The following is a 14,169-nucleotide window of genomic DNA, read 5'->3' as shown; positions in this document are numbered from 1 at the left end:
AATCCCCCTACGCTCCAAACGATCTCATGGTCAGGCGTGCACGGTTCTCGGCTTCGATCCGCTCGTACTCGGCGGCCGAGGCGAGCAAGGCTTCCCGCATCTCTTCATGCCGCCGCTGCTCGCTGGCCAACGCCGCATCCCGCCTGCGGGCGACATCGTTAACCGATGCCTTGACCTGGTGATACAGCGGACCCAATGTCTGCGCCTCACTAGTCATCCGCTCGTTGTCCGCGCGAGCCGCCACGATCTGGTCGATGGCCTGCGCGTGCACCTCGGCACGACGACGCAGCTCGGCGGGATCAACCTCAAATACCACGCTCATAACCTAACCCCGTTCTCATGGGTGCCGAGACACCTCTTTAGTGGGCCCCCGCCAGCACCGTTGCTGCCGGGGATGTCTGAACCTGCGGGCGAGCCCAGCCCAGGAAGTTCGGTCCGGTCGGCATCTCCTCGACAGGGGTGACCTGCCCGTTCAGCCAGACCTTGCCGCTACCGAGGGCCATCACTCGATGGTCGGTGAACTGGGCGTAGTCCATCAGCTTGAGTTGACTCGGCGAGACCGGTTCGTTCACCGGGGCCCCTGGCGGCAGCACCGTGATCTGAGCCTGTCCCGCCGCGTCGTCGAGGCTGGCACCTTCGACGACCAAGCGCCCAGCGTGGGCCAGCTGCGGGCTATCGGCAGTCGCGGTCGAGCCGTCGGGCAGCTTCACCGAGACATCCGGGCCGGGCTGAGGTGGTGGCACTTGCCCGGCTTCGGCCGCCACCGGCTGCGGCTGCTCCCCCTCACCAGGCTTGGCCGCTGCCGGTTCGGCCGCGGGCGAATCCTTCTCGTCTTCGGCAGGAGCTTCCTCGCCGCCCTTGTCTTCTGTCCTGCTTGCCTCGGAGGGGTCGTCGTCGGGCTTGTCGGCCAAGGGGTCGTCCCTGAGCGCATCGGCAGGGTGCTCCGGAGCGCGCGCGGAGGCTTCCTTGATCGCGCCGCCGATCGCACCACCCAGATCACCCAAGGGCAGTCCGCCGCCCATTCCTCCACCCATTGCGGGCATCATCGAGCCCATGGCGCCCGGAAGCCCTGAGAGTGCACCCATCGCCGGGCCTGCCAGGCCGCCCAGGCCGCCCATCAACGGATCCGAAGCCAGACCGCTCAACAGGGGGTCGTTGGCCAGGGGATCCCCGGCACCGGCGCCCGCGTCAGCCGGCGCAGGTGCCGCTGAACTGACTGTGCCACTACCATTTTGACCGTTGTCGCCCGAGGCGGCCGGGTCGGCGGAGCCGTTACCCATGCCCGTGCCCGCGGAGTCCTTCACCGAGTCGTAACGCTGTGAGAGCGCGTCGAGAACCTCGGCCTTGGACTCTGCGTCCATTCCCGACGATTTGACGATGCCCAGGATCTCCTGGGCCTTGCCCTGGAGGAAGTCGTTGAGCTGCTGCTGCCCGGCCGGGGTGTCCAAAGATGGTCCCAGCTTGTGGATTTGGTCGACCAGAGCGGACTGCAACGCCTGCAGCTGCGCCTTGCCCTCTTCGGAACCGGTCTTGGCGCCCAGAACTGCATCGACGAGTTCCTCGTCGGCCTCGGCCAGCGCCGTTTTGTTCTTGGCCAACGCATCATCGACACGTTGCGATGCGTCTGCCGCCCGCCCCGAGAAGCCGTCATCAGTCGGCGCTGAGGCTGGGGTCTGGCCGGGAGTGGCCGACGGGGCGTCCACGCTCGCGGGCTGCGTCGCCGGTGGGGCACCGGGCGGGTCGACGGGCTTAGCCCCGTTGAACAAGGTGGGGTTGTCCAGCCGCAGGGCCCCTAGGTACTTGTCGTCGAGGGTTGTCGGCAGGTCGCGGTTGGCCAGCCACTCCTCGGGATGGTGCTTCGCGCGTTGATACATGTCGTTGAGCGCGTTGAAGTCCGCGTCGTTGAGGGTTCCGCGCCAGTCCGGCTTGTAGCGCGTGATGTGGTCGATCGCTGCGACGACCTCGGCCGCGGCTGCCATCAGCGGACACCCGCCCCTGACCCTCCACAGCACGACACCGTTCTATCCGCCACCGAGACCTGAGCATTGGGCGGTGTGCCGGACAGCTGGTCAGCTGCGTCGGCGAGCATTGCAGCCAGCAGATGCGCCACCAAAGAATTCATGGTTTGGACGATAGAAGCGGTGTCGGGCAAGGGTCCACCACCAGAGCCACATTCGTGTTCGATCGCGGTGCCTACACCGCAGGATCATCAGGCCTTCACGGGGTGTCGGGCTCTGCTCCAATCACGTGTCCTCACGGACCAGCGCGATGCGGCGCTTCTCGAAACAGCGTGTGAGACGAGGCTGCAGCACTGTCGACACCAGTTGAGCAGCACCGCTTATCGCAAAACTCCCCGCGGTCGACCGAGCATGAAAAAATGCGAGCATCGTGCCGCCGCGACACGGCCAGCAGCGCTTGTCGATGAAACGCGGCGGCCCGGACTGCTAGCCCTTCTCCGCCGAGCTTCCGGCGTGCGTATGCGATGATCACGTCGTCTGGCACTCACCCGCTCGACATCGAATCTTCGCTCAACCCGCGGTGCAGTCTCCGACGCCGCCGAGCTGTCACCTGGCGCACGCATCTCAGGAACGCCGCATCTGAATGAACACACTCGCCGCAGAATTGTGCAGCGCGCCAGGCGTGTCTGGTCGGTTAATCCGACCACTTGTGACAAACTCGACTGCACCATGAGAACCACCAGACACATCCATCGCAGTGCCATGGGGGCCCTGCATGGCCTGGCTAGACAGGAGTCGCCAGCGTCTAAATGACGAGATCCCCGCCGAGGCGGGGATCTCGAAAGGTGAACCGAAGGGCCAACTTCAGTTCACCACAACCACCACAACCGAATTCTCCAACCGATTTTGGGGTCAGTCACGTCGCTCTACGAGCGGCGTGTCCGGCTCCAGGATAAAGGACACCCTTGTGAGCCGCAATAGCGCAGCAACCACTGCGCGCACAAGAGGTTGCCGGCATACGGGACCCTTCGCCGCGCAACCCCACTCGGCAGACCGACCGTGACCACGTTCGCCAATTCCGGCGCGACGTCCTTCCACTCCGCACGGCTTACCCCTGAATTGGTGTGGAAGCGCCTTGCGCCGCTCGTCGCCGCCCCGGGTCGCTCGCGTATGCGCGTATGGAGCGCTGAGACCAAGAAGTTCAGTGACACTGCCAAACGCACCGACAGGCTGCCCACCCGACCGTCGGCGGTGTACTTATACAACCGCGGACGCACTCACTTGCTGTGGCTCGATTTCGATTCAAAGCGCTATGGACGCAACGCTGTCGAGGCAGACATGGCCGCAGCGACTTCGTGGCTCACCCAGTGCGGCGGCGTCGTCATCGCCGACCGCTCGACGAGCGGTGGCGGCCATTTGCTCTGCCCGTTGGCGATTGGCACGTCAGCGTCACTTGACGAAATGGTCCCGATCGTCCGCCTCCTGGCCGCACGCCTCCCCACACTGGACATCACTCCCAATACGAACGCCGACACCGGCTGTATGACCCCGCCGGGCAGCCCTTGTCGTGAAGGCGGGCATCGCCAACTCGACGGCGACCTGGGCTACGCCATGGAAGCGCTCACGACCAGATCGGAAGCCGACCTCTTGCCGCGGCTCAGCATGCTGCTTGGCGCACTCAAGGACCGGACATCACCCCGACGCGGCGAACCCGCCCCCGCAGAGACGCCCGCTGACCACCGCGTCTACACCGACGGCGAGGGCGACAACCGCAGGCTTGCAACCGCTTACGTGCGCAACGACCCCCTACCTCCAGACGTCCTCGGCTACGCCACTCGCGCGATCATCTCCCCTACCCGACCGACATGGCAGTCCAACCACGAAGCCCGCATGTCAGTGGTGACCCAAGCCATCGCTCGCGGACACAGCCTGTCCAGCTTGCGCGACATGATCGCCTCCGGCGGGCCCTGGGAACATGGCCTCGGAGCCGCCTACCGCCGCTATGGCCAACGCGCAGACGTAGCTCTGGCCCGCGACGTCACAAGAGCCACTGACTGGCTCATCACCAACGTAGTTTCATCCTCTCCCCCGCGGCACAAGAGAAACTACACACAGGGGGGGCAGCGGGGGTACAGAGGACCGCTGCAGCTCCGGGTGTGGTTGGCGAACGCACTGTCGTGGGCAGACGGGGAGTACGCCGGCAAGCGCTACCGGTGGACGGTTCACGCGGTGCTGCAGGCAGTTGCCTTCCATGCCCTGGTGGCGGGAGAGCAACGATCCGGTACTTGGGTGGTGGGTGTCGGCGGCCGAAGCTTGTCGTTGAGCGCCGGCCTGCTGAGCGACGACACGATTTGGCGAGTGCTAGCCGACCTGCGAGATCGGCCCGGCTCGCCATTGATCCTGGTTCGCCAGCACATAGGCACCGAACCCGACGTCTACGCGTTGACGAGCCAGAATGTCGTTCATTCCGACATGAGACGTTCCGAGCGAGTCCGGATCGAACCGGTGCACGATGCGTGGGTCGTACTTGGGCATCATCTGCGCCGGGTCTACGAACTCGTGGCACACCACGGTTTGACGGACAGAGCGGACGTCTACGCCGCGGCGACGCTCGTTCGGGCGACCGGTGACGCGATGATTGCCGACCTACAGACCGCCGGCTTGATCACGTCCACCGGCAGGGGCACCATCGGCCCAGGAACACATACCTTGGACGATATCGCCGATCGACACCACTTGGACGAAACACGGCGTGCCCGACTTGCCAAGCACCGGGAGGAACGAGCGGCTTGGCGGTCCTGGCTCTGCGAGCGTGAGGAGCAACGGGCACAGTCACTACCTATTACTGAAACAAGGCCTTGTGTGTTCGGTGCCAGCGCCCAACACACCGAGCCAGCCGACCCGGATTACGCGGCATGGTTGAGTGCGGTTCTAGCTACGGGGCCACCTGACGCCGAGCCTTCAGGCGACGAACTCCACGCGATAGAACTCGTCGCCGACCTATTGGGCGGCCGCATCGTTGCGTGACAAACGAGGTACCGTGCAACGAAGCCTGCGACTGCTCGTCCGCTATGAGGCTTTCGCCGTCATCTCCTGATCCTGCACGTCGATCTCGCGGCAAAACGCGCGCGCCTGTTCAATGAGTTCCTCCACGGCCGGTGCGATCATCTCGGCGATCTTGGTGCCGTGCGCTTCGGCGAACCGTTTGAGGGCTTGGTGATCGTCCTCGCTTACGCGACGTGCGACGACCTTGTTCGACGGTCGTACTTCCCTGCTCCGCCAGTCGGGCCGGATTCGGCGGGCAGGCGTGGCCTGTGCAGTCGTCTTCGCCATGATCGCTGCTCCGTTTCGCCTCTGAACGCCCACTGCAATAGCAGGCTCTACTGTTCCTATGTCGTAAATACCGACACGATCACCTTAGCGCGACGGCTGCTCGCCACGTTGGAACGGAACCCGCGTGTCGGCGATTCCGACGAATGATGGTATTAACAGCATAACTGCACTTCACGCCGTCTCGTCAGTCGATCGGTGGGGCTATACTCAATGCCTCAGAGTCAAGCCAGCAGGAGCGGGAGGCCAGTTGAATTCGTCGTCCTCCGGCGCCCAGCCCGGCCGGCCCACCGTGCCCTTGTCCCAAGCGGCGAAGATTTTGGGCAAAGACTGGCGCACGGTGAAGAAGCTGGTCGAAGCAGGAGCAATCGAAGGTGGGTCGCATCTTGTCGCCAAGCGACGCACTTACTACGTTTACGCCGATCAGCTCGCCCAGCCTCGAACCGGTGTGCGAAGCGGTCATGATCGTGGCCTTGCCGACACCATCGCTGATCTTCAGCGTGAACTCGAACTCTCGCGCGCCGCCGAGGCGCGCGCTCATGAGGCCGAAGCTCAAGCACGGGCAGTTGCAGCCTCGGCGCAGGAAACGAACCGCCTCCTCCAAGCCAACCAGGCGATCTTGCTAGGCGCAGTCAAAGACTTCCAACAGGCGAGCGATAGCACCGCTGGCCTCGTAGACGATTACCGAGCCCTCACCGATCGGCACTGGTCAATCGCGAACCAGTACCGAAGCTCCGCCAGCAGCTTTGCCCAGGCCGCGGACAACTTTCAGAGCATCCTCGGCCACATGCTTACTCCCGACGACATTAGTTCGCTCACGTCAGACGGCCGAGCCGACGAGTGATTCACAAGACCGGTAGCAGCAACCTATAAAGCGGTTGTGAGGAGTCGCAGCCCGAGACGAAGCGGATCAACCCTTCGGTCGCGTCGTGCTTGGGGTGTCCCCCGCGACTGGACGGTAGCGAGCAGCTAGTTGCCGTCTTCTGAGACTGGTCAGCGTGGCGGAAGAGGAAGCGGCCGACGGACCCGCCGGAGGCATCGCACGGTCCCGTTGCACGGGCGGCCTAACGGGCCGCCGGCCAACGCTTGACCGGCCCGATGCAGTCTCCGTGCTCACATTGCCCGCGTTTGACGTCCGACTGCGCTGACGTCGGCTACGCCTGCCAGCGCCAGGGGGGTCGGCACCAGGTTGCCGCTGGCGCCAGGCGAAGCCTCGTCGGCGACCGCGTCGCCGAAGCACCCCGCTCGCCGTGTCACTCGGCCTGAACGGCAACGTGCTCTAGCGTTCGACAACACCGGCGGGCAAGAATGACACAGTGGCTCCGCTGATCCACGGCCGTGCGCGTGTTTTCCGTGACCGGTGCATCTCACTAATCTGGAACCCGATGTCGACTTGATGCACTCGCCGACAGTGTGACTATTGCTTCCCGTGTGCCCTAGCCAGTTCTTGGAGCGCTACTGATCAGCGGAACAGCCACGGCGTAGCGTCATCATCGATCGCGCGGTGTTCGTCGCAGGAGGCCGATCCAGTGTTAATTCCTCCGCGCAACCTTGTTCCGCTCGGCGACCTTGCTTTGGCCGTGGGAAACGCATGGCGGAACGGCGATTTCGGCCTGCGCGTGGCATATTCACGGCGCTGGTCACCGATTCAGAGAAGTCGACTGTCAGGTGGAAGCTTGCCCGAGGAGGTCGCGAAGCCGATGTACGCCGTCGGGCCCGAGGTAAGTGCGCAGCGCGTTGGCGAGCTGCTCCGGCTTGCTGTCGAAATCGGCAATCGCCGCGGAGATGACCCGTGATCGGCTGGGCGGACGTTTGTTGTACGTACTCTCATCCCCCATTCCGTTGGGACGATCTTGACTCGCCTGCCACCGTGCCACCTGCTCGGCCAACGGTACGCGGGCAAGTTGCCGTGCGTCGCGAATGGCGAGTTCGCCGCGGCGCAGCGCGGTCTGCAACTCAGGTGCGAGGTGGAGCAGTGCGCGCCGCTGAGACACCCAAGCGCCCGTCTTGTGCAGCCGTGCAGCGGCGGCGTCGGCACGCCCGCACTCAAGGACCAGTGCTTCGACCGCGCGCGCTTCTTCGATGACATCGAAATTTTGGCGGTCGACGTTCTCCGCGATGCTGGCTGAAATCATCGTGACGCGATCGCGGGCGACGGCGTCGTTGACGACGATTGCCAAGTCGTTGCGTCCGTATTTGTGGGCGGCTGCCAACCGTCGGCATCCGTTGACGACCACGTAGCGGCTGGTGATGTCGTCGTCGGGGTAAAGGTGGAGATAGGCGGCGCGGCTGACGACGAGGGCGGGTTGAAGTTGAATGTCGGCTATAGACGCAAGGTCTGCCAGATCGCCAACGTCATCCCGGGGGTTGCGAGGATTGGCCGTTAGGTCGCTCAGGGGCACGGTGTGTCCGGGTACGTCGTCGCGTGGTGGCTGTCCCTTGTCGACGGGTGATTTGTCGCCGACCGACGCTACGAGGTCGGCGAGGTTGGTGCGTTGTCCGCGAGCCATTAGCGTGACGCTCCGACGTTGAGTTCGAGGGCGAGTTTGTAGAAATCTTCGCGTGCCTGTAACGCGACCCGATTGGCTGGGTATTCGGTGACGACTTGACCTTCGGCGCTGGCGCGGACGTGGAGCTTGTAATGCCGGATCACGGTGTTGGCCAGAGGCCAGCCATTAGCCTTTACGAAGTCCTTGGTCTGGTCGAGGTCGTAGCGGCCATCGCGGGGATCCCAGTTGTTGATGACCACGAGGTAGCGCAGGCCGCGAGGTTGCAGCACCTTGGTGATGGTGCGCGCGGTTGGGTCGAAGCTCAGCGGTTCGGGCTCGATTGGCACGATCACTTGGTCGGCCATGTCAAGGACGGCGCGTAAGACATCGGCTGCGGGCCCCCGCCCCAAGGGGTCAGAGCCGTCACCGTTGCTGTTGAGGTCGATCCAGCCCGGGGTGTCGACGTAGACGTGCTGAATCCCGGGCAGGTCTTTGAGGGCGGCCAGGCCAGCCAGATCATCGTGCGCCTGGGCGATGTGAAACGGAAGATCGTTCATCCGGGAAGCCCACCAGATCGCCGAACCCTGAGGATCGACCGAAAGCGCCAGGACCGGCGAACTAGCATCTGGATCGTCGCCGCGATTGAGAACGTCAGCAGTCACGGCGGCGAGATTGACCGAGAGGGTGCTCTTGCCCACGCCGCCCTTCTGATTGAGCAGGACATGAATAGCCATCGATGGCCTTTCCGTATGCTTCCCCCGGCAAGTGCGGAGTACTTCGGTGACGCTTTTACCTTACGGTCGGGGGGCGAACCGGGCCGCTCGACACGCTGATCGTGGCATCACGTGAGCCAATGGCACTGCGGACGGATGGTCGAGCCCACGCAACTCCGCGACCCTTGCGCATCGACGTCGCAGCAGCCCTGGCGCACCGCTGCAAGCCCGGTCAGCTCTCGCAAACCCCGTCAGACGATTCAGCACGGTATACCCTTCCCAAGGTGCGTCGGCACATACGGCGGGCCGCAGCGCCGCGACCGATTAACCGCGGTTAATCGGCCACCCCGGGCCGCAGCGGCCTCGGGTCAAGTGACCGCATGTGACCGTAGGTCAAGATCGGCCAGGCCGCAGAAACGACGTAGCGACTAGGTGGGCCTAGCACCCCTTTGACTCGGCGCCAAGGCGCACAATGCAACCGACCCATGCTCATATGCCGCGTACACCTTCTGACGGTGCCCCCGCGGACGTTTCGTCACAGTGACGCTCATATCGACCACTCCGCGCGTGTACGACATCAGACCTTTGGCGACGCGGCGACCTGCGCCCGTGAGAGGACCCAGCCTCATGGGCGGCCACCGGCGACCGCCTGACCATTCCTGACACTGCAGGACCGCGCTATAGTCGAGCAACGCTGGCGCGGCAGGCCCGCTCGTATGACACGCACACCGGCGCGCGACGAAATTGTATGCGTCAGTGAAATACTGACAGCATGGCAACTCGCCCCAAGGTTCATCGAACCGAGGCCGCGAGGGCCGTGACGGTCATCGCTCGGCGGCGGGCGAAGGTCGATGATCGACACCGCGAGTTTCTGCCTGACTCGGAGGACTCCGACCCCCGTGAAGTGCTCGATTACCTGCAGCGATACAGCGGATCGGACATTCCACGTTGGGTGCTGCAAGCCGATGTCTGTGACGCGCTGACCCTCAATAATTGGTTGTGGTGGGAGGACCGGCGTCGCGAACTGCACTTCCTCAAAGCCGGCCGCGCGCGGGGACTGTTCCTCACCCAGCTCGGCGCGCAGGTCGGCGTCGGCAAGCAGGGGGTGCTCGACCGCATCGACCGCCTCGAGGCGCTTCTGCGCTACGACCGGCCGGATGAGAAGATCACCCGCGCCGCGCGCCAAGCTGCACATTCCGCAGAGCATCGTCGCTCCACCGAAGTCCACTGGCTCGAACAACATCGCGACGAGGTACGAGCGCTAGCCGCGGCGCTGGTCATCCAGGCCGGAAGTTTCGAGCTGGCCGACGAGGACCGAGAATGGATCGACGAACTCGCCATCGACGTCCGCGATGAGGTCATGACCCCAGCAACCATGGTGGTGCTCGGGCTTGCCGCGGGGGAGCTACGGACGTCTCGCGAAGTGCTCGCCCTCGACAGCACGCGTCCGCAGAAAGTACACACGATCCTGGCGCGAGCTGACGATTTGCGCTGCAAGTTCGCCGCTGTCGGAAGCGGTCGCGGACACGCCCGGGAATGCGGATAGCCCGGCTACTCCCCTGCCTACCCGCCCGGTGTGGCCGTGCTTCCACCCGCCGCAGCACTGCCTCAGAGCTGTCTGGCGCTAAGGGGACGGTGTCCGTTGTCGACTGGCATCCGTCACTACTCCCGAACATCTAGCTGCGCCCGCGTCGTTCGCCACCTCTCCCATCTGCTGCATTGAGCGCCACGCGATGTACCACGGCGAAGGTGGAGGCCACCGGAGGGGCGGCTGCGCGCGCCCCACGCCTTACCTGGTGTGCCGATTCCTGGCCAACAGGCGTCGCTCCCCCACCGACCTTGCACCCAATACGCGCTGACCTGCGATGTCCGGGTAACTGGCGGACGACGACACGACTGTTTCACGGTCCTATGCCGGGCGACCAACGTCAGGCATACGAACTAACGACAGGCCGTGACCGGGTGTGTGGCGGCCCTGTGCCAGCGTGGATCACGGCCGAATGACCGCATATAGACCCGGGACTCTGTCGATTTGCCTACCGGGTCACCAACGTCCGGTCGTACGAACGACATCCGGACGGACTCATGAGCCGCAACCACGTACGAGTGTTCGGATGATTGTTGGGCCAGCGGAACGTACGGACGTCGGTCAGGCACCCGCGAGATCGACGTCCTAGGCACCGGTGGACTGCTCGCACAGTGTTCAGCCTGTTTGGCCGAGCGTTCGTACGAAACGGACCACCTACGGAAGTCCGACGGTGAGCACAGGTGCATACACGCCACATCAGTCACGTGTGTCACAGTTCGGTATCGCGGGGGTGTGTCAATCCGGTCGTGCCATCGCGCAGACCTACGGTGACGCGTATGACGATGAGTGGACAAACACGCGTGGTCCTGGTCGCCAACCAAAAGGGCGGAGTCGGTAAGTCGACGACGGTGGCGGCCATTGCCGAAATGATCGCGGCCGCGGGCAAGCGCGGGCGTCGTGTTCTTGTGGTGGACGGCGATCCGCAAGCCAACGTCACGGTCGAGGATCTGGGGGTAGCGGGCGACCGTGGCCAGTCATTGGCTCAGACGCTGCAATTCGGCGCCCCATTGGCACCGGTGCGTGATGTTCGACCCAACCTCGACGTGGTCCCGGGTGGACCTCAGTTGGCTGTCGTCGGCGCGGCCGCGCATCTGATGGTGGAGAACGGCATAGACATGGGGACCAACTTCCAGACACAGCTGACGGCGCTATGTGAATCCGAGGCATACGACTTAGTGGTCATCGACTCCGGGCCGGGGGACGTTCCGCTGCTGGATACCTACCTGTCGGTCGCCAACTATCTGCTCATCCCTACCCGGGACGATCAAGCCAGCCTTGGTGGGGTTGAACGCTTGGCCAAACGGTTCTGGCGGGCAAGGAAGCGTGGGGCGTCGATCCAGCTGCTGGGTGTCTTGCTCTTCGACGTCAACCCGCGCGCCACCAAACGCAACGAGGAAGTCTTCGCACAGGTCAGCGAGATGCTCGAAGGTAGCGGCACTACGCCGTTCGACATCACGATCCGCTCGGCGCCGGCAGCAGCGGTCGACATGCGCACCCTGCACAGGACCGCGGGGGAGTTGGTGGCACTGGCCAACGATGAACGCCGCAGCCGGTTGGCCAGGTTGCGGGACAAGCAGACCCCCAGCCGGGCGATGTGGTCCAGTGACCCGAGCGGGCTGGCCGCGGACTATCAAGAGTTGGTGCGCGAGATCGTGGCCCGCCTCAGACGGTTCGAGACGACGATGGAGGAGCGCGTCGGATGAAGGACTCCTCGAGACAGAAAGCAAAAGCCGTCTTTGATCCGACGGCCATCGACGACGACCTCGACGATCTCTGGCCGACGGCGCAGCTGCAGCAGCGCCCCGATGCGAAGACGGCCCGGTCCGCACCCGCCACGCCACCTACAACCCTCAACGAGCTAGAACCTGCGAACGTGCAGATGCGTCCGGAACCCCCGCAGGCGGTCCGAGCGGCCCCCCTAGCGGCGGCGCTGGCATCCGAACGCCGCCACTCGGGCGCAGGTGGAGCGAAAGCCCCGAGTCGACCGACTTCCGTCACAGTGACAGATGCTACGAACGCAAAGCGCATCCGGCCTCCAGAAGTCCTGTTGTCCTCAGAGGTCTACGACGAGCTCTACCGGGCGCAGATAGCTGAGAAGAAGGTGCGCCGCGGCCTCGCACGCACCATGGGCGCCATCGTTCTCGACGCGATCGAAGCTCACGCAGTGCAACTCGCGACTACGTGGACGCATCAGAAGCCAGCGGCAGTGGGGGAGGGCCAGCTCTTCGAACGACCTTCATCGAATGCGGTGCCCCGCCGACGCCGTCATGTCACTGCGCCGCGCACCATAGTGTTGTCAGGAGTGACACCTGCCAATGCCGAGCGTCTCGATGGTCTCGTGACGGCGTGGAGCGCGGGGACCCGCAGCGCACTCGTCGAGCAGGCATTGCGCTACGAGTTCAATCTGATACTCCCAATGAGCTAGGCGCTGCGTACCCGATTAACCGCGGTTAATCGGCTCATGGCTGAGTCGCTGCCGGAGCGCCGCGCACTGCAACTTGCACGGGCGCTCAGCGCGAATTTCGCACCCGTCCTCTGGTCGTGCTTAACCGCGTTCTGCGAGTCGCGATCACGTCGACCGCGCGTGGAAAGCGTTCCCGCGTCAGTCCACGAACGGCGCAGATCGGAGCCCTGACGCCGACCAGATGGACGAAGTGACCTTGGTGGGCGTGTCGTTCCGGGTATTGCGCCACGCAGGTCATGACGCAGCCGTCCGGCATCGCCCCGCCCCGCAGCTGGTTTCATCGGCGCTGTGGCCACAAAGGGTCAGCCTCGTCTCTCAATGGACGTACGGTCGCTATGAGCGTGCCGCCTTAGCCCCAAACCGCACCGGCGTGCCGCTTCGACGGTGAAGTCGTATGGTGTCGCGAACTCCACCCACTTCGCCACTGGTGGTGGTCGTTAGGCCTGGTGGTGGGTGATACTGCCGGTCATGTCCTTGCAGGGTCTGGTTGATGCGACGGCGCACGCGCTTGGTGGTGCCCGCGAGCTGTACGGTCAGGCTCCCGCGGCGTCGGGGTTGCCGTCGACGGGTGGGTTGCAGAGTTTGAAGACCGATTTGAGTGCGTCGGTGGATTCGGTGCTGGCGAGTTGGCGGGGCGGTGGGGGAGAGGGGTACAAGCTGGCTGGTGGCAATGGGGTGGCCGCTCTGAGCGACGTGGTCGGTGCCGACAATCGGGTCGGGCCGCTGGTGGTCACGGCGTCGAATGAGTCCGGCGATGGTCGTGCCGGGATGAACAACGTGTTTAGCGACACTCGGTCTGGGGTCAATGCGATCGCTCCCAGTACCGACACCCCGGCTGGTAAGCAGGTCCTGGTCAGCCACCTCGAAGGCCAGCTCGACCGCGCCAAAGCGCTCCTCACCAAGTCCCAACAACGCGGTCAAATGCTGGCGACGATGATCAAATCCGCTGGCAGCGGCTACGGCGGAGCCCCTATGAGTGGCGGCATGCCCATGGGCGGCGTCATGGGCATGCCGGCGATGGGGGGCGGTATGGGTGGCGCAATGGGTGGGACGTCCCCGCTCAGCTCGCTATCGGCTCGGAGTGGGTTGGCCGGCAAGCTCCCCGGTCCCTCCGGGTCCTTGCCGGGGCGAGGAGCCTCCGCTCGAGGTGCGGCGCCAGCGTCGTCGGCGGCGAAGATTCCGGTCGGTGAAGTCAGTTTCGCCGGGCGGGGCACGTTCCCCAAAGGCCCGGCAGCGATGTCCGAGGCCATCAACGCCGCCCTGGACGCCCGAGGCGTCACCGACCCCGTCGCCCGCAAGCGTTGGCACGACGGCTACATGACCCTGACCGGCCGCGAAAGCGGCCACAATGCCAGCGTCGTCAACCTGTCCGACTCAAACGCCCGCGGCGCCCAGATGTCCGACGGTGCCCCCGCCAACAGCTCCCGCGGCCCCGCTCAATGCATCCCCACCACATTCGCCGGGTACCACCAGCCGGGAACCTCGACGAGCATCTACGAACCGGTGGCCAACGTCGCAGCATCCATGAACTACGTGATGGATCGTTACGGCGTCAGTCCAGACGGGTCCAATCTGGCTTCCCGTGTGCCTCAGTCAAACCCGGGAGCCAGCCCTCGGGGGTACTGAT

General features: G+C 64.6%; 11 protein-coding genes. 6 read left to right on the top strand and 5 right to left on the bottom strand.

Annotated elements, in window-relative coordinates; genetic code table 11:
• Nucleotides 1-7: 7 nt before the first annotated feature.
• Together G6N61_RS01480 and G6N61_RS01475 are read right to left on the bottom strand one after the other, a co-directional pair.
• Entirely contained in the window at nt 8-322 is a 315-nt protein-coding gene (locus G6N61_RS01480) for a type VII secretion target (RefSeq protein WP_163916552.1), read from the bottom strand.
• Nucleotides 323-359: 37 nt separating this feature from the next.
• Nucleotides 360-1,979 (bottom strand): DUF4226 domain-containing protein, encoded by a 1,620-nt coding sequence (locus G6N61_RS01475; RefSeq protein WP_163916550.1) that lies wholly within the window; start codon nt 1,977-1,979, stop codon nt 360-362.
• 1,149 nt (nt 1,980-3,128) lie between these two features.
• Here G6N61_RS01475 and G6N61_RS01470 point away from each other — a divergent pair.
• Nucleotides 3,129-4,985, top strand: a complete 1,857-nt coding sequence (locus tag G6N61_RS01470) for a hypothetical protein (protein WP_407666238.1) — start codon at nt 3,129-3,131, stop codon at nt 4,983-4,985.
• A 42-nt stretch (nt 4,986-5,027) separates the two neighbouring features.
• On the opposite strand, the gene G6N61_RS01465 is transcribed toward G6N61_RS01470, so the two are convergent.
• Entirely contained in the window at nt 5,028-5,291 is a 264-nt protein-coding gene (locus tag G6N61_RS01465) for a YlcI/YnfO family protein (protein ID WP_163916546.1), read from the bottom strand.
• Nucleotides 5,292-5,538: 247 nt separating this feature from the next.
• Between G6N61_RS01465 and G6N61_RS01460 the strand changes: the two genes are divergently transcribed.
• Nucleotides 5,539-6,132 (top strand): hypothetical protein, encoded by a 594-nt coding sequence (locus G6N61_RS01460; protein WP_163916544.1) that lies wholly within the window; start codon nt 5,539-5,541, stop codon nt 6,130-6,132.
• An 820-nt stretch (nt 6,133-6,952) separates the two neighbouring features.
• Here the strand turns inward: G6N61_RS01460 and G6N61_RS01455 are convergent.
• Complete coding sequence (locus G6N61_RS01455; RefSeq protein WP_163916542.1) at nt 6,953-7,798, bottom strand: ParB/RepB/Spo0J family partition protein; 846 nt, start codon at nt 7,796-7,798, stop codon at nt 6,953-6,955.
• Nucleotides 7,798-8,511 (bottom strand): nucleotide-binding protein, encoded by a 714-nt coding sequence (locus G6N61_RS01450; protein ID WP_163916540.1) that lies wholly within the window; start codon nt 8,509-8,511, stop codon nt 7,798-7,800. The genes G6N61_RS01455 and G6N61_RS01450 overlap by 1 nt, the downstream gene beginning before the upstream one ends.
• Before the next feature lie 751 nt (nt 8,512-9,262).
• Between G6N61_RS01450 and G6N61_RS01445 the strand changes: the two genes are divergently transcribed.
• From G6N61_RS01445 to G6N61_RS01430, 4 genes are all read left to right on the top strand, one after another.
• Nucleotides 9,263-10,036, top strand: a complete 774-nt coding sequence (locus G6N61_RS01445) for a hypothetical protein (RefSeq protein WP_163916538.1) — start codon at nt 9,263-9,265, stop codon at nt 10,034-10,036.
• An 818-nt stretch (nt 10,037-10,854) separates the two neighbouring features.
• Nucleotides 10,855-11,781, top strand: coding sequence for a ParA family protein (locus tag G6N61_RS01440; protein WP_163916536.1), 927 nt, complete (start codon nt 10,855-10,857; stop codon nt 11,779-11,781).
• Entirely contained in the window at nt 11,778-12,503 is a 726-nt protein-coding gene (locus G6N61_RS01435) for a hypothetical protein (protein WP_163916534.1), read from the top strand. Before G6N61_RS01440 ends, G6N61_RS01435 begins: the two co-directional genes overlap by 4 nt.
• 507 nt (nt 12,504-13,010) lie before the next feature.
• Nucleotides 13,011-14,168, top strand: a complete 1,158-nt coding sequence (locus G6N61_RS01430; protein ID WP_163916532.1) for a lysozyme family protein — start codon at nt 13,011-13,013, stop codon at nt 14,166-14,168.
• Nucleotide 14,169: the final 1 nt, after the last annotated feature.

The organism is Mycolicibacterium arabiense, assembly GCF_010731815.2.
Classification (GTDB): Bacteria; Actinomycetota; Actinomycetes; order Mycobacteriales; family Mycobacteriaceae; genus Mycobacterium; species Mycobacterium arabiense.
Note: the sequence above shows the minus strand (reverse complement) of the source record. Positions and strands in the feature narration are given on the sequence as shown.